The organism is Nostoc sp. C052, from assembly GCF_013393905.1.
Taxonomy (GTDB): Bacteria; Cyanobacteriota; Cyanobacteriia; order Cyanobacteriales; family Nostocaceae; genus Nostoc.
This window is the reverse complement of record NZ_CP040272.1, coordinates 1563864-1580872: the sequence shown is the minus strand read 5'-3', so window position 1 is coordinate 1580872 and position 17009 is coordinate 1563864. Positions and strand designations below refer to the sequence as shown.

Below are 17009 nucleotides of genomic sequence, written 5' to 3'. Positions count from 1 at the left end.
GATTGCCTCAATAAGTTTGCATGAAAGTTAGGAGTGAGTCTCAAAATATACTCACTCGCCTCTCAACCAATTTAGAAGGTCGAGATTCCTTAATTGTTAAAGGAAATTTTTACCAGAGACACATAAATGAATTACACAAAATTTATCTATGTGTCTCTGTGGTTTTCATCTTTATAAAATTGACATGAAAATTTAATCCTCAATCTAGCATTTCAAATCAAATCAGGAAATACTGACCGAGAAAATTGTCTAATTCAAATAATCTTCGTTGTAGAGATTAGATTTCGCGTTGATATTTTTCCAAAATATCTACTAAAGTAACTTGGCATTGTAGCGGTAGTAAATCGATTAAAGGAAGTTCACTTCTACCGCCACCAATTTTTACCGTAATTGATTTCAAGACCTTTAAAACTTGGTCTTCACTTACATTATTGGAAGTAATTAAGGGATACAATTGTTCAGCAACAAGGGTATGCAGCTTGGCATTAGATAAATAAAGATGCCATTTGGCAATGTCTATGTAGACATTTTCGCCAATTTCAGCTGCTAGGGCTTCCAGTAATTCTGTGGTGTTAGTCTTTGCCATAAAAATAACCCTACATTAAGAAAGAGTGCGAAATCTCAGGCTTTTTTACATTATTGCTCAATTAACAGGCTGATTCCACTACCACAGGTTACAATCGCCCTAGCATTAGCAGTCCGTCTTCAGGTGGATTTAGGTGGAGTTTCGCTGTAATTAGCGATCGCACTAATATAGATTAGATGCACCAATACTATTCCTGTCCAACTTACAGTCAATAACGGCAGCCACTCCCAGGTAGTGGCTTTCAAGATGTGAAAAAACCATAACCCAGAATTAATCGTAGCAGCGATCGCCACATGCACGGCAAAATTCATCCGGTCATCGATCTTGCGGTAATCAGGGTCTTTGCGATCAGGTTTGCGAGGCCAACGAGGAGGCATAAATATTTGTTACAGATTTAAATACACCCTATTCCGGGTAATTGAAACTTTAGCAGATTTTTACTTAGGTTTGATCGGCTTCGGCAAATCATTCACGGGAGCAATGCGATCGCTCGGATGACGTGCTATGTAATTCTGATGGTATGCCGCAGCCTGATAAAAACCTGTATTAATTTTTAATTTTTAATTTTTAATTCTGACTTGCGGTACTAGCTAGCCTGACCAACTTGTGTAGCTTCTGGAATTTCAATCAATTTCCCAGTTTTGACATCATATAGATAGCCATAAATTGGAATTTCTGACGGTACTAATGGATGAAAGCGAATCCGTTTCACGTCTGCATAGACGCTTTGTACCTGTTCAGTGATAGTCAACCAGTCAATAAACTCGGCTTCGCTTGAACCTCCTCCAGAACTAACATCATGCCAACCCGTTTCGTCTATTTTGGCGGTTTTCAAACTATTCGCCAGTAAATTTCGGATAACTTGGTCTGTGAAGGTTTCCATACCACAATTTGTGTGGTGAATCACGAACCACTCACGAGTGCCAAGTAACTTGTAAGAGATTACTAAAGAGCGAATTGCATCATCACTAGCGCGTCCACCTGCATTCCGAATTACATGGGCGTCTCCTTCAGCCAATCCAGCAAATTTTGCTGGATCAAGTCTAGCGTCCATACAGGTGAGAATAGCAAATCGACGAGCCGGCGGGATAGTGAGGTCGCCTTTGTCACCAAAATTTTCGACGTAAGCGTGGTTAGCTGATAGGACTTCTGTTAAAACTTGACTCATGATTTTAATTTGATGTCTCTGTGGGCAATAGTTCGACCAGTAAGTTGATGTTACTGATTTAACTACGGTAAGTCGATAGATTTTAGATATTTTCTAAAAAGTACTTTCCCACGAGTTCATCTAAAAGGCAAGTATCGTTATTATATAGCCCTAGCTCTGAAACATCGCAGTTACCCGCAATGCCCCTTCGGGCGGGTACTGGCTTTTGACACTTGCCACGAGTTTTTCTGAGGAACTCACTCTCTACGTGCAACCGATAGTCGCACCCATCCCCGTGAGGGGTAAAGGAATTAAAACTGCTAACCTTGCTGGTTGGGTAGCTGGCGGATCAAATCAGTTTCCATCCCCGTGAGGGGTAAAGGAATTAAAACCCTACCCATTTAGAAGCCTTATGCAGACAGGGTTACAGATACCCATTTTCGCGGGGGGTCTAATTTACCTGTCAATAAGCTACATCTATTGAGAATTTAGTCCTAGTAGACCCTTCTCAAAAGCTTACTCAGAAAGCTTTTCGCGGGGGTCAACGAAATCATAAGGGTTTTGGCAATCGCCTGACCCCCGCGAAAAATTTACGTACACAAAGTAAAAACAAGTACTTTGAGATTCACTTGGAAACGTCAGATTAAGTTTTCAAGGTTCTGTCTGTTGTTTTAGATAGTATCACAAAGTACTCTGACTTTTCACAGCATCAAACACGAACTTAACATAAGTTTTCTCTACTACCGCCTCGGTTATGCAAGGTTATTTGTGGAACAGCTTATTTCTCCCAAATCATTGGTCGATACACTTCCACTTCACCCTTCAAGCATGAAATATATTCTCGTACCTGCAACTCAAGAGCGCGACGGTACACTACTTTTTGTCCAGTATGAGGGTGCGTCATTTCTGATTGCAATTTCTCTTCCCAATGTTTCAGAAACTTCTTGAGTGCATGAGCTTGAAAATACACCCCTTCTCGTTCGTCGGGTAGCGTAAAATCATCAATTGTAAAAACTTCTGAATTGACTAAATAAACTGCTAAAGAATCGACCAAACCAGCCCTCCATTCTTCCATCAAATCAGAAACTAGCGCTGGATGATTATCGCGGGGGACGTGTAAATTCCCAAAATGAGTATGCAATCCTACAGATTGGATGAACGAATAAACATTTTGGCTTAATAGAGTGTACCCCAAACTGAGCATACTATTAATGGGATCAGTGGGTGGACGCTTGGTGCGCTTTTCAAACGTAAACGAACCAGAAAATAAACTTCCCAGTGCTTGAAAATAAATTGTCGCCGCCCTTCCTTCATATCCCCGCAGCATATCCATATTATCTGCAAAAGGTAGTTTGCTCATCAAAATCTCTAATTCATTAGATGCCTTTTTGATGATTGTTTCATCTACATTTTTAGATTTTTGACGACGGTTTAACCGCATCAATAATATCCGGGAATTATGCAACTTTGCCCGAACTATCGCTTCAGCTTGCTTTCTGGTAAACTCGGTATTTTGACAACGCTCAACCTGTAACATCAAATATTCAACCTTAGCATCACCTTCTGTTTGCAACCTACCAAAGTACCTGCCCTTTTGTGACAAATACATAATCGGAATCCGTCGCCGCAACGCCATACTCACCGCACCATGTGATACATTACAACAACCAAACAGCACAACATTGCTGACTCGACTAACTGGAACCTTAATCCGCAATTCACCTTGATGATAAACTTGAAATTGTTGATTTTTGATGCTCAAATAAGCACCTTGGTCGGTTATATATAAAGTAGTCATGGTTTCCTGCCAATAATGAGAAATTGATGCTTTCGGAAAATTGCTCGGCTTGTCAATACTGCAAGCTTTGGGAGGACGAGAAACTGGTTTCGCTGGTCTTGGTTTTCTGCGAAAATAAGGTGTACCCGAATCATTAATTACCCATTCCCCAGCGAGTACAGGTTTGGGTGGCGGTGGTGCATAAACTTCACCGCCAGCAAAGCGATAACCTAAAAAAGTAAACTCATCCTTGGGAGTAAAAATCTGTGTCTTCTCTGGTTGTAGAGTTAAATAAACTTCTCCTAACCAAACAGTAATTTTGTCAAGGATACGGTTTGCTTCTTGCCAACTCTTACAGGCGATGACAAAATCATCCCCGTACCGCACCAAATTAATACCTTGACTGAGACATTTTCGATCAAAATTAGTCAGGTATAAATTTGCTAAAGCACCAGAAAGTCCCCCACCTTGTAATACTCCTTTACCAAAGTTACGATATTGTCCAGCAACGATAATTCCTGACTTCAACTGTTGTTCTAGTAACTGTAATACAATTGGTTCAAGTGATAATTCCTCCAATGCAGTTAACAATAATGACCAAGAAAGATTGTCAAAGAAATCAGCAATATCGGCTTTGATAATCCATTTTGGTTGATACTGATAGTATCCATATAAATGTTGTACTGCTTGGTGAATACTGTGTCCAGGACGATAGGCATAGCTGCAATCAATAAACGTATCTTCTAAGGGGAAATACAATTCATCGAGTAGTAAACGCTGGATAATTCTATCCCGCACAGTAGGGATACCAATTAACCGCTTACTGCCGTTTTTTTTGGGGATGTAAAACCCTTTAGCAGGGCTTGGAGTGTAAGTTTCGTGGTGTAGTTGATATTCGAGCTTCTGTAATTGTTCGGTAGCCATTGACTCAAATAAGTCAACAGAAATACCATCAATCCCCGCAGCCTTACTTCCCGCACGGACTTGTAACCATGCGAAATGGAGGTGTTCTTTAGTGAACATAATCAAAACTAAAAAGGTAAAAGTAAAAAGGTAAACGTAAGATTATCGACACGCTTTCAACCTGCTTGGGGTTTATGATCTCAAGGGCGAGTAGCGAAAGTCCGTTAAAATGGACTGAAAATGTAATATGTGTTTTAAAAGGTGTCGAATCCCTTACAGTACCTTTGATTTAATTGTTGCAGTGCCATATATGAGTTCGTGTATGAGTTATTGACTCTTGTATATGACTTCGTATATGACTTATATAAAATTCTTTTATTTTTACCTTTTTACTTATTATGAGCAGGACTCTGGCTGCATCAGATGAAGGTGTGAAGCTGGCAAGAAAAGCCTTAAAAGCCAGAAATTTAACTCAAACAGATTTTGCTATGGAGGTAGGATTAGGTTACACAACTGTTAATAATTTCCTCAACAGTAAACCGATATATCGCACAAACTTCCAAGAGATTTGTGTTTTCCTGGACTTAGACTGGAAAGATATCGCTGTATTTGGTGAAGAAGCCGAAACCCAAGAACTCACACCCCTCGATAAGCTTTGGCAGCAACTTCAATCATTAAGCTCTCCTACTGAACAAATGGGGCTAGTCTTAGTAAAAGAGGAAACACTAGGTTGGGGGAAGAATTTACCGAGTCGTTATGAAAAGTCAGTCCAGGTAGGTAGCTTTATTCGTTTTGAAATCAACTTAGAGACTCCTGGATATTTACTACTGTTGCAAAAAGATACATCTGGACAACTATCGTGTTTTTGTCCGTCGTGTTTTGCTCCCCAGCCGCACTTGAATACAGGTAAGACAACTCTGCCTCAAGAAGGTTCGCCAATGACATCTTTCCCAATAGAAGGCGAACCAGGTAAGGAGGAAATTATCGCAGTCCTTACCAAGGAAGTACCTACATTAGACTGGTTACGGCAAGAGAATGATAAGGTTTTGTCACTAGAAGCAAGTCATCTTATAGAGTTACTAAAATATGTGACTGAATGCGGAGACTATCAACTTTGGTATACAGATTACATGATTACTGTACGATAAAAAAGTTAATAGTTTAGGCGTTCAAAACTTGAAGTAGTTTGTTATACTACTGCTCATAGCCACAGAACCTTGAAAACTTAATATCAGGTTTCAAAATAAAAGTAAAAGTGCTTAGTTTGACTTTTCATACGTAAGTTTTTCGCGGGGGTAGAGCGTTCCCTGAAACCCTTATGATTTCGTTGACCCCCGCGAAAAGCTTGCTGGGTATGATTTTGAGATGCCTTAACCTGTATCTAATTGTCAATAAACTATACTTATTGACAGGTAAATTAGACCCCCCGCGAAAATGGGTATCTGTAACCCTCTCTGGACAAGGCTTCTAAAAGGGTAGGGTTTTAATTCCTTTACCCCTCACGGGGATGGAAACTTAACAAAAAACAAAACCGACAGTCGTATCCATGACAGTAGTTTTAATTCCTTTACCCCTCACGGGGATGGAAACGCTTATCATCCCCCATGATACCAAGCTTAGGAAGCTGGTTTTAATTCCTTTACCCCTCACGGGGATGGAAACTCCTAGGAATCCTAGAAAAATTCCTATACCTCCCAGTGTTTTAATTCCTTTACCCCTCACGGGGATGGAAACATGAAATGAAACTGCTGAAGCAGTTCACCTCATTTCCAAAGTGTTTTAATTCCTTTACCCCTCACGGGGATGGAAACTGTCATCTGCTTTAATTTCTTCACACACTTGGTAATAGTTTTAATTCCTTTACCCCTCACGGGGATGGAAACTTTTGGTTAGACAGGTAACTTTGTCTGTAATTAATTAGTTTTAATTCCTTTACCCCTCACGGGGATGGAAACCGAAACTGAAGATCTAACCCCATTCTGTTGCTCCTGTTTTAATTCCTTTACCCCTCACGGGGATGGAAACTGATGATGAACAATTTTAGGTAAAATAAATAATTGATTGAAAAGTCAAAACTAAAAAATATACAAGCATCTGGAACTAGCAGATGAAAAAACTCTTAGAAAAATTAAATCAACTTAACTTACAGGTTGTGCAACTTGCTGGACAAGGAAACTTCAAGCAAGCAATAATTATTGCCCAAGAAGCTGTCAACTTAGGGTCAAGCCAGCAGCTAACAGAGCATTCAGAATATTGTGATAGCTTGAATAACTTAGCAGAATTATATCGAATACAAGGATGTTATTTAGAAGCCAATCCCTTGTATTTACAAGCGTTAACTATTAGAAAAAGTCTCTTAGGTTCAGAACATCCTGATGTTGCACAATCTTTAAATAATCTGGCAGTACTCTACCATTCACAAGGGAATTACTCACAAGCCGAAAAATATTTTTTAGAATCCCTGGAACTTTGGAAAAGTATTTTTGGAGCAGAACATTTTCAAATTGCGACTAATTTAAATAATCTGGCAGAGATTTATCGAGAACAAGGAAAATATCTCAAAGCTGAACAAGTGCATTTAGAAGTTTTAGGAATGCGAAAACGTCTGTTTGGCGATGAACATCCAGACATTGCTCAAACTTTGACTAATTTAGGAGCGATTTACACATCCCTTGGACGCTATAAAGAAGCAGAAAAAATGCACTTAGAAACCTTGGCGATGAAAAGACGCTTGTTTGAAGAGTTACATCCTGATATGACTATTAGCCTGAATAATTTAGCAAGATTGTACGATGTTCAAGGACGTTATCTCGAAGCGGAACAACTGCATTTAGCTGTTTTAGACAGATGGAAAGAAATATTAGGTTCAGAACATCCATACATAGCATCTACCTTCAGTAATCTGGGGGGAACTTATCAAGAACAGGGGCGTTACCTAGAATCAGAGCAAAAATATCTAGAAGCCTTAGCGATGAGAAAACGCTTGCTAGGTGATGAACATCCTGATATCGCTAGCAGTTTGGATAATTTAGCAGAACTTTATCTGATTCAAGGGCGTTATTTATCAGCTGAACAAAAGGCTCTGGAAGCTTATTCTTTGAGAAAACAACTGTTCAGTTCTGACGAGTTCGATATTGTTGATAGCTTAAAAATCCTGGCAGTAATTTACACATACCAAGGGCGATACTTAGAAGCTGAAAAACTATATTTAGAAGTATTCCCAATACTAGAAAGCTCATTAGGGAAAGAGCATCCCATAATTGCCGGTGCTTTAAACAATCTGGCAGGACTTTATGAAGAACAAGGCAATTATTCTCAAGCCGAACAAAAATATTTGTCAGCTCTAGAAATTCAAAAAAATCTCTTAGGTAACGAGCATCCTGATATTGCCTTGACTTTCAACCAGATAGCAGTTATTTATCGGTTACAAGGACGATATTCTGAATCGGAAGAACTGCATCTAGAATCTTTGGCAATGACCAAAAATCTTTTAGGAGAACGACATCCATTCGTAGCAGCTATTCTCAATAATTTAGCAGCATTATATCATGCTCAATTTAAATATCAAGAAGCAGAATCATTACTTTTATCAGCCTTAGCTATCGTTAAAAGCGCCTTTGGTGACGAACACCCACAAGTGGCAAGTACGATGAATAACTTAGCGGTTATTTATGATTTTCAAGGGCGTTATCAAGAAGCAGAAGAACTCCACTTAGAAACATTGAGACTGAGAAAGTCATTACTAGGAGAAGAACACCCACAAATCGCTAATAGTCTGAATAATCTGGGAGAGTTATACTTTTCGCTGGGGCGCTATGAAGAAGCACAACAGAAGTATGCAGAAACTTTGGCAATGAGAAAACGCCTGTTGGGAGATGAACATCCTGATGTTGCATTTAGCTTAAATAATCTCGCAACAGTGTTAGCTGCGACTAACCGCCCAGATGAAGCTTTATCTCATCGCATCCAAGCCAGTAACATTAATGACAAGATTATTCGTAATATATTCGCTTTTAGTTCCGAAAGCGATCGCCTGTCCTTCCTCCAGAAAATTCGCAATAACTTTGACTTATTTCTTTCCCTAGTCTGCAACCATCTTGCTGACTCAGATAAAGCAAAACTTGCAGCCTTAGATTTTGTTCTCAAACGTAAAGCCTTAACCGCCTCAGCGCTGGCGGCTCAAAATGAAGCGTTTTACAATGGCCGCTACCCGCAACTGAAAGAAAAATTCCGTCAACTGCGCGATTTGAGCAATCAAATTATCCATCTGACTTTTGCAGTTCCCAAAACAGATGACTTAGCTACATACCAAGATAATTTGAGACAACTGCAAAACAGACATCACAACTTACAAAAACAATTAGCGGCACAAGTTCCAGAAATTCAGCTATCACAACAAACTTTCGACCGTGAGGCGATTGTCGCAGCATTACCTTCTGATTCTATTTTGGTCGAGTTTGTCCGCTTTGACGTATTCGATTTTCAGGCAATTTCGGCCAATGGAGAAACACAATGGCATCCAGCTCGGTATTTAGCATTTATTTTAACAGCCGGACAATCAGATGCCGTGCAGATGGTAGATTTGGGGGCAAGCGCATCTATCGATGAACTGATTCAAGCCTTTCGCTTACAAGCATCTGACTACACCCACCCGACATTAGCTTGGGGTAAAGGTAGTGACGCACCAAAGCTGCACATCAAATCATACAATCCCACAGATGCGATGCAACTGAGTCAAGCAGTGTTCGACCCCATCCGGGACTTAGTGAAAGATTGCAGCCATCTAATTGTTGCACCCGATGGTAATTTAAACTTAGTGCCGTTTCAGATATTGCCGATTGATGCCACAGGCTCACGTCTATTAATGGATGAGTATACCATCAGTTATCTGGGTGTCGGGCGAGAAATTCTCCGTAGCAAAGTTCAGCTACCAACAGGTTTTATTTCGACACCATTAATCATTGCCGATCCTGATTTTGATTTAACAGCAGATGCAGCCACAGATCAAGAAACTGGCAATGCATTAGCACCAAAAATACCAGAATTACTTACTACTCTCACCACAAAAGGCTTGTTCCGCGCTCCAGGGACAAGGTTTTTGGGGGAAAGTGTGGCGAAAAAACTGCCTGATGCCAAATTATACTTAGGCGCAGAAGCACTAGAAACCCGCCTGACAAGTAGCGAGTGTCCTAGTATCATGCTAATTGCAACTCATGGCTTATTCCAAAGCGATTCCCAGGCGCAACCAGTCACTAACAGGCGCAACCTACTAAACATGGAAGGTCTGCGAACAACCAAGGTAGAAAATCCTATGTTGCGTTCTGGGCTGGCGTTAGCAGGTGCTAATACTTGGCTTGCTGGTGGGAGACTTCCTCAAGCAGCAGGTAAAGGCTTTGTTTTTGCCCAAGATATTGCCAGTTTAGATTTGTGGGCGAATGAATTGACGGTTCTTTCTGCCTGCGATACTGCCAGAGGTGATATTAAAATTGGCGAAGGTGTATTTGGGTTGTGGCGTGCTTTTGCAGTGGCAGGTACAAAAACTCTAGTGATGAGCCTATGGTCTGTTCCTGACAAAGTAACTGCCTTACTGATGGAGCGTTTTTTTGATCACTTGCAGTCTGGCATGAGTCGGTCTGAAGCGTTACATTCTGCTCAGAATTATATACGTAGAATTACAGTTAAGCAATTGCGAGAATCAGCTTTGGGTCTGGAAGTGCTAAAGGAACTTTTAGCGGTCAAAGAGTTATCAGTAAATAGTAAAATTGATTGTCAAGAAAAAGACACACCATTAGAACATCCTTTTTACTGGGGAGCATGGATTTGTCAGGGGAATACAGATCCATTGGTTAACTAGGGGTAAAAGTGGACAAGCTGGCATTAATCGCTACTTTTACCTCAATTACAAATATACCAGCGATCGCTTGGCAAAATTCCCAATCAATCTTCCTGGGAAGCTTCAGCTTGTTCCTTGGCGACAGCATCAGCAATAACCTGCCGTAACCACTCGGAACGATTGGGCTTGTTTCGCACGTAGGCATCTAAATCTTCTGGGAGCATCACAGATATAGGTTTTGTATCACATTTAACACTTACTTAACTTGTTACCAATGAGCCTGGGGTGAACCTGAATTTCTCTGGTATCTTTGCCACCTTTAGTGTTGTATGCCCTGATGATCAGCTTGGGACGAACCCCTAGTGCCAATAACATCTCTTTTGAGCAAAGTGCAGCTTTCGTTGATTTGGGTGGCAGTATAAAGGCAGACACCGAATAAAGCGCGATCGCGTCTTTGTGTTATTTACACAAATGCTAAGAGTTAATGGACAAGGTGATCATAAGTAGCAGCATTCGATGCAAAAGCTACTTTTATCAAATCACCGTATTTTCTGATTAACACAATTGCTTTGTAGGCGATCGCCTATATTTTAATTCAACAAATTTATAGTTCTGGCACCTGTAGATTACGTTTATTACCTGCGTAATGCTTGTAAATAATTTCTGGAGAGTTACCAACCCACCTTCCTACATCCTTTGCATCAATATCAGCTTCCAGACAAAGAGTAATAAAAGTATGCCTGCATTGGTAAGGTTTGCGATATTCGCTTACTACACGTTGTTTTACAAGTTGAGTTACAATTCCATCTATATGTGTACCACGATGATTTTTGTAACCTTTCCAGGCATGATTGAGAAAATCTCCAAAGTCTACTATGCCACCTTTCTTGCTTCTAAAGATAAAATCATCTGGGTTAGAGTTCTCAGGTTTGATAGAGTTTAAAATTTCACGTTGCTGATTATTAATCGGAAAACGTCTTTGGCTTTGGGTTTTTAATCCATCTTTCAGAGCTAACCCTTTAGTACTGATGGTAATTGCTTGCTCAAAGGTAATGTATTTATCACTGATATGCTTCCATTGTAGAGCGATCGCTTCGGATGGTCTGCATCCAGTAAAAAATAATAATTTTACTAAAGGAGCATAGTAGCTGTAGAGCTTACTCTCCTCGAACGCTTGAATTATGCTATCCCGTTCTTCCTTCGTAAAGGGATTTATTTCATATTCTGCCGATTCTGATTTCGGTATTTGAATATCTTTTGCCATACTTTGAAAGGGATTGGATTCAATTAGCTGACTTTTAAGTGCCCAATCACAGCAAGCATTTATATTTGTCAAAGTACGTTTGGCGGCATTAGCACTGAGATTTGCAAGTAAATAGTCTCGAATTGCGATCGCATCATCTAAAGTTTTAGTTGGTAACTTAGCAATGTGATTGCGATATTTGCGGTAGTCAACTGCATAAGTAGAAGGACTAACCTGTGGTTTTTTAAATTCAGTGTATTTTTCCCATAATTCTCCCAAGTCTGGTTGGGGTTTAGGTGAAGGTGTAGTTGGGGTAATTGGGGTAACGGTGCTTAATGACGCTGCTGGTTTGTACTTAACTAAACTGGCATCAAACTCTCCATAGTCAATATCCCTCTGGATTTTTGTCGCCAAAGCCGATGCTTGATGTCTTCCAAAAGGTATATCATCGTGCCTTGTCGAAAGATAGAAACGCTTGGTTTTTAGCTCTCCAGTGGGCGTAATAATAGGATGAGAAAAAACCAATTGAAGACTGCCGTTAGAGTTCTTAATCTGCACTGAACCTCGACGGGCAATACTTTGAGATTTTTGAGATTCCATAAGGGTAATTAAGTGGGGTAAAGACCTTTACCCTTCCGCTTTACCCCAGTTTTACCCCAGAAATACTTATTGGGGTAAAAACCTCTACCTTACATTTTTACCCCAGTTTTACCCCAGTTCTTTACCCAAACTAGCCAAAATAACCCCAAAAATCTCTGAAGGCTTTGAAAGCAAGCCTTTAACGCCCAATAAAAAAGGGCTTGAAAACCCTGTAGTGCTTATATTTCTTTAAAGGCGGCACCCGGATTTGAACCGGGGGTGGAGGTTTTGCAGACCTCTGCCTTACCACTTGGCTATGCCGCCACAGCAAGATTCCATGAACTACTTTAATCTTTCTAAGATGTCTTAGTAGCCATAGGATGCTAGTCTAACCATGATAGCATAGGATTCTAACGTAGAGATAGTGGGTTAACTGGATGTTTCTGGTAGTCTTTAGGCGATCGCTGAGTTAGAAGTTTTCACTCTTCACCTGTTACACCTTTACTTCATCAGCAAAACTACCCCAGCGGACAAAGTGAAATGGGCCGGCGATAGAACCCCAAAGACGTTCATCGGTGTCTAAATCTCTTCCTCGGTCAAGGCTGAAAAATTCTTTAGCATCAATCTCAAATTCGTTATCCAAATAAGTATTTTTGCCGTCACGTACAACTATGCAGGCTTTACCAGGTTCAACTCTGCCTTTGAAGCTCTTACCTGTCCACTCTACAATCATGTTGCAACCTGACATTTTTTCCAATTGGTCAACAGACAATTCTTTGAGGCGTTCGGGTTCACGAGATGCACCGTAAAATTTTTGTTCTTCTTTAACGGTGTAGTGTTCAATAGCAATGTGGTTTTCTGCCGGAATCAACTTCATTACCCGCATCCGGTAGGGTTGATTGAGCATAAAATCATAAGCTTGTTCGAGAAACAAACTTACTCCTGAGAATAATTCTAAGGGAAGGGGACGGATACACACGCGGATATGAGCATAAAAAGGCGGATTTTCAAAAGCTTGTTCTTGATTGCTAAAGTCAGCTGCCATCCAGCGGGCTAAGGTGGCGATATCAGTAGAATGAGTCATTACAAAACGATCGACTAGTTGCTTAAAAATTATCTAGGATTATTTTGACACTTTCTAGACTCAAAAATCCTGGTTGCCATACCTTTAATGGGCTTTGCCTACTCAATTTTTAAATTGGATATAAGATGGATGCTTTGATTGTAGAAAATCAGGATGCTTTAGATGAATCGTAGAATTAGCTTATACAACCAACTCAAGACAAAGTAAAGTACCTATGCTCAGGCGTTTAATTGCGATCGCTACTGCCACTATACTCTTTAGCAGTTCCTTAACGCTGGCACAGAGTAAGAAGCCCAAACCACCGGACAAATTTCCTCCCAATCCTCTAGAGATTACCACACCCGATCCCCTGTCACCACGATCGCCTAAAGATCAACAGCCGTTAACTCTCCAAGAACGACAAAAGTTAGAACCGGCGTTGGATGCGCTAAATCAAGAAGCGGCGGCGAAACTGCAAGCAGGTGAACCAGAAGCAGCCTTTGAAATTTGGAACCGAGAATTGCGTTTGCGGCGCTTTTTCGGTTCGTTAGCAGAGGTACAAGCATTATCACGAGTCGGGGCGATCGCTTGGAATCAAAACAACGGCGAAGAAGTACAATATATTACGCAACGATTGCAAGCAATTCAGAAACAGACGCAATCTGAGAAAAAAACTGCCCCAATAGATTTAGAATTGTGGCGATCGCTAGGTCAAGCTTACCAAAACGTGCGATCGTCTAAACCAGCCATAGAAGCTTACAACCAAGTTTTGTTAGTAGTGCGACAGCAAAAAGATCCAATCGCACTTGTAGAAACTCTCCAGACAATTGGAGAACTGCATTTGAGTTGGTTTGATTATCCCAAAGCTGCCCCAATCTACGAAGAATTGTTGAGTTTAGCGACATCCCTTAGCGATCGTGCAAACGAGGTAATATATCTGCAACGACTGGCTTACATTTACGAGCAGACAAACCAACCGCAGCAGTCATTGAATGTACTGAATAAGCTAGCAGAAATTTACGTCAATGATAATAATCTTACTAAAATACCACAATTAAAACTAGCGATCGCTTCAGATTATGAGTCTCTTGCCAAGAAAGATCCTAAGTTGCTGCTAGAAGCTTTTAAAAATTATCAAGAAGCTTATACTACTGCTTGGCAATTACAGCAGTTTGTTCCTGCTGGTGAAGCTTTGCAGAAATTAATTGCGCTATATCGTTCTCAAGGACAAACAGACGAAGCTTTGCAGGCTAGCCAAATTCTTGTACAGACACAGGCGCAAGCCGCCAACTTTTACGGAATGATGCAAGCTTATGACCAAATTGGACAATTGTATTTAGAACGCAAAGAGTTTCCTCAAGCGCTAACAGCTTTTCAAAAAGGGTTAAAACTAGCGCAACAACTCAAACATGAAGAAGCATACTTTACTGAACAAATTGAAAAACTATCGAAAACAAATTTTTAACTGAAATTCCTGCGATCGCTTAACATAAAAATACCCGTCACGCTTACCCAAAAGGTGAAAAGCTATGTCAGAAACTACCCTAGCTGCACCAGATATTCAACTCCCACCCACCCAAGCAGAATTACCCGACGATGACGGTATCCCGATGGAAAGTCCACGACACAAAGCCCAGATGGATTTGCTCATAGATGCCCTGATACCTTGGTTGGAAGAACGAGAGGATGGGTTTATTGGCGGTAATATGTTCGTTTACTACAGTCTGGCCCAGGTGCGAAACAAAGACTTTAAAGGCCCAGACTTTTTTGCTGTGTTGGGAGTCCCAAAAGGAGAACGTCGCAGTTGGGTGGTTTGGGAAGAGGGGAAAGCACCAGATGTAGTTATTGAGTTGCTTTCTGACAGCACAGCCCAAGCAGACAAAAATGAGATAAAGCTAATTTATCAAAATCAAATGCGTGTCCCAGAATATTTCTGGTATGACCCTTTTAACCCTAATGATTTGGCTGGTTTCTCTAATGAAAAAGGAGCTTATCAACCCATCTTAATCAATGCTCAAAATCAATTGGTGAGTCAATCTTTAGGGTTAGCATTGCAGTTGTGGCAAGGAAGTTATAAAGGTATTAATGCTACTTGGTTACGCTGGGCAATTTTGGCAGGGGAATTACTACCAACTCCTGAAGAAAAGGAACGCCAAAGGGCAGACAAAGCAGAATCGCAGTTATTACAAACTGCACGCAACCTACTTGAGTCGGGGATGACAATAGAACAGGTAGCTAGGTTAACAGGTTTGAATGTATCTGAGATTGAAACTTAGAGATATTCAGAATTCAGTCATTCGCAGGTTGGGTTACGCAAAGCCTCCAACGCCACTTGACTACAACGCGGGGAACCCGCGCAACGCAGTGGCTCCCCAATCTACGTCTAAGTCTAATGCACTATTTTAAGAGACTTCCAAATAAAAAATAATCAATCGCTTTGGGGAGACTTGGGAGAGATATTGCTACCTTGTCCCCTTTGTCTACCTTGTCCCCCTGCTCCCAATCAATACTTGTCGGGTTTTGGGGAAAAGGGGAAGGGGGAAGGGGAAAGAAAAAACCTTTAACCTTTACCCTTTAACCTTTACCCTTTAACCTTTACCCCAAACCCAATTCCGAGTTAAAAATCCACAAAACGAGCAGTATTGCCCCTACTCCTATTGGATGCAAAAATTGAGTAACTTAATTTTTGGATGTCCCTAAGCTTGCCACGCCACTACGGTGTACATACAAATCTTTGAGAGTTCTCACACAGTCCATTAGTGTTACGTAGACAATTCTTCTAGCCCAATCCATTCAGTAATGGATTGCCATTGACTTGCGTAAGTAGTAGTACTCCTACGTTTTTGTTTTTGAGTTTTTCTCGGTAGTTGTCCTATGACGGCATCGGCGAATAAATTGGATTCGTTCCAATTATAAATAGGCATTTCTTGCCAGCAGTGGCGACAGAACCAGTAAGTCTCTGCACCACGTATATGTTCTAAAAGTAAACTTGAGCAGCACGGACAGTAATTCATATTTTTCTCAAATCCTGTTAATAAAAGTGTTATTGCAAATCAGGGCAGCCAGTTGAGAAGCCCGTAAATATTTAAAACAAGTCTGTCTATATTTTGACTATAGTCTTTAAATATGAGGAACTTGTGAGTAAAGTTAGAATACTTAATAGTATCGCAAAACTTATACATATTTCTTAAGTAATGCTATCAGACTTATTTAGCTATAAATGTGGGACTTAAAAGTAAGATTACACAATAACTCCTTGTACATAGGTCTGGAGCAATAATTTGAATTCCCCTGGATCGGGATAGAGATACAGAGCAAATAAATTTATTTATACTCAAAATAAAAACATTTATTAAGAATAATTTAGAACTCAGGAGCCAGAATGAGCGTATAAATTCTGTGTGACCGAAACAGTGCTGTTAGCGATAGCAGGGCATTTAGCCCGTAACTCGGCTTAGAGCAACAAAAGTAATAATCGCACTGGCTCAATGCCCCGTTACTAGTGCAAAAAGGCAAAAGTAAAAAGAAAGAATGCTTCTTTTGTATGCTTTTTGGCTATTTTAAATCGGTGGTTTATTTACGCCGTGTTGTACTAGTCTGTCAATAAATAATTGATGGATAAATTCATTTGTGTCAACTTAACGTGAAAGCAAGCTAGAACCAGCTTTTAGATATTGTCTCGTTGTCTCGTTCCCAGTCTCAGACTGGGAATGCCCGTCGTTGAGGCTCCGCCTCAAGACTCACGATAGAGCCGCTTTTGAGTTGCATTTCCAGCCTCCGGCTGGAAACGAGTTTCTTGGAGTTCCCTTAGTGGTCAACAAGAAAGTGGCAGGTCTATAGCAAGATACCCTGCGGGTATCCCCCACTAATTTATTTTG

The 17009-nt window shown here is 40.5% G+C and carries 13 protein-coding genes, 1 tRNA gene and 1 CRISPR repeat array; of the genes, 5 read left to right on the top strand and 9 right to left on the bottom strand.

Annotation, left to right across the window (positions count from 1 at the left end):
• Positions 1-277 precede the first annotated feature (277 nt).
• The 3 genes from FD723_RS06350 to FD723_RS06340 all read right to left on the bottom strand — a co-directional run bounded on the left by FD723_RS06350 (position 278) and on the right by FD723_RS06340 (position 1754).
• On the bottom strand, positions 278-586 hold the full coding sequence (locus FD723_RS06350; RefSeq protein ID WP_094352809.1) for a DUF3181 family protein: 309 nt from the start codon (positions 584-586) through the stop codon (positions 278-280).
• A 119-nt stretch (positions 587-705) separates the two neighbouring features.
• Positions 706-963 carry a hypothetical protein gene (locus FD723_RS06345; RefSeq protein WP_179064561.1) on the bottom strand — a complete coding sequence of 86 codons (258 nt, stop codon included), beginning with the start codon at positions 961-963 and terminating at the stop codon, positions 706-708.
• A gap of 209 nt (positions 964-1172) precedes the next feature.
• Positions 1173-1754, bottom strand: a complete 582-nt coding sequence (locus tag FD723_RS06340; protein ID WP_179064560.1) for a carbonic anhydrase — start codon at positions 1752-1754, stop codon at positions 1173-1175.
• Between the two features lie 205 nt (positions 1755-1959).
• Between FD723_RS06340 and FD723_RS06335 the strand changes: the two genes are divergently transcribed.
• Positions 1960-2106 (top strand): hypothetical protein, encoded by a 147-nt coding sequence (locus tag FD723_RS06335; protein ID WP_179064559.1) that lies wholly within the window; start codon positions 1960-1962, stop codon positions 2104-2106.
• Between the two features lie 405 nt (positions 2107-2511).
• On the opposite strand, the gene cas1 is transcribed toward FD723_RS06335, so the two are convergent.
• Positions 2512-4533: a CRISPR-associated endonuclease Cas1 gene (gene cas1 / locus FD723_RS06330; protein ID WP_179064558.1), complete on the bottom strand. Its 2022-nt coding sequence runs from the start codon at positions 4531-4533 to the stop codon at positions 2512-2514.
• A 278-nt stretch (positions 4534-4811) separates the two neighbouring features.
• Between cas1 and FD723_RS06325 the strand changes: the two genes are divergently transcribed.
• Both FD723_RS06325 and FD723_RS06320 read left to right on the top strand, forming a co-directional pair.
• On the top strand, positions 4812-5561 hold the full coding sequence (locus FD723_RS06325) for a DUF4384 domain-containing protein (protein ID WP_179064557.1): 750 nt from the start codon (positions 4812-4814) through the stop codon (positions 5559-5561).
• A gap of 332 nt (positions 5562-5893) precedes the next feature.
• A CRISPR array of direct repeats spans positions 5894-6438; the repeat unit is 35 nt; unit sequence GTTTTAATTCCTTTACCCCTCACGGGGATGGAAAC.
• An 82-nt stretch (positions 6439-6520) separates the two neighbouring features.
• The gene (locus tag FD723_RS06320; RefSeq protein ID WP_179064556.1) at positions 6521-10267 is read left to right on the top strand and encodes a tetratricopeptide repeat protein; all 3747 of its coding nucleotides are present in this window, start codon (positions 6521-6523) and stop codon (positions 10265-10267) included.
• An 83-nt stretch (positions 10268-10350) separates the two neighbouring features.
• On the opposite strand, the gene FD723_RS42540 is transcribed toward FD723_RS06320, so the two are convergent.
• The 4 genes from FD723_RS42540 to FD723_RS06305 form a co-directional block, all read right to left on the bottom strand.
• Positions 10351-10473, bottom strand: coding sequence for a hypothetical protein (locus FD723_RS42540; RefSeq protein WP_256875092.1), 123 nt, complete (start codon positions 10471-10473; stop codon positions 10351-10353).
• 377 nt (positions 10474-10850) lie between these two features.
• Positions 10851-12089, bottom strand: coding sequence for a tyrosine-type recombinase/integrase (locus FD723_RS06315; RefSeq protein ID WP_179064555.1), 1239 nt, complete (start codon positions 12087-12089; stop codon positions 10851-10853).
• Between the two features lie 232 nt (positions 12090-12321).
• A tRNA-Cys gene (locus FD723_RS06310) sits at positions 12322-12392 on the bottom strand.
• A 169-nt stretch (positions 12393-12561) separates the two neighbouring features.
• A complete protein-coding gene (locus FD723_RS06305) occupies positions 12562-13152 on the bottom strand; it encodes a chromophore lyase CpcT/CpeT (protein WP_179064554.1) in 591 nt (196 codons plus the stop codon).
• Positions 13153-13366: 214 nt separating this feature from the next.
• Here FD723_RS06305 and FD723_RS06300 point away from each other — a divergent pair, with 214 nt between their 5' ends.
• Together FD723_RS06300 and FD723_RS06295 are read left to right on the top strand one after the other, a co-directional pair.
• Complete coding sequence (locus FD723_RS06300) at positions 13367-14596, top strand: lipopolysaccharide assembly protein LapB (protein ID WP_179064553.1); 1230 nt, start codon at positions 13367-13369, stop codon at positions 14594-14596.
• 64 nt (positions 14597-14660) lie between these two features.
• A complete protein-coding gene (locus FD723_RS06295; RefSeq protein WP_179064552.1) occupies positions 14661-15407 on the top strand; it encodes a Uma2 family endonuclease in 747 nt (248 codons plus the stop codon).
• A gap of 486 nt (positions 15408-15893) precedes the next feature.
• Here the strand turns inward: FD723_RS06295 and FD723_RS06290 are convergent, their stop codons facing one another.
• Positions 15894-16145, bottom strand: coding sequence for a hypothetical protein (locus FD723_RS06290; protein ID WP_179063506.1), 252 nt, complete (start codon positions 16143-16145; stop codon positions 15894-15896).
• Between the last annotated feature and the right edge of the window lie 864 nt (positions 16146-17009).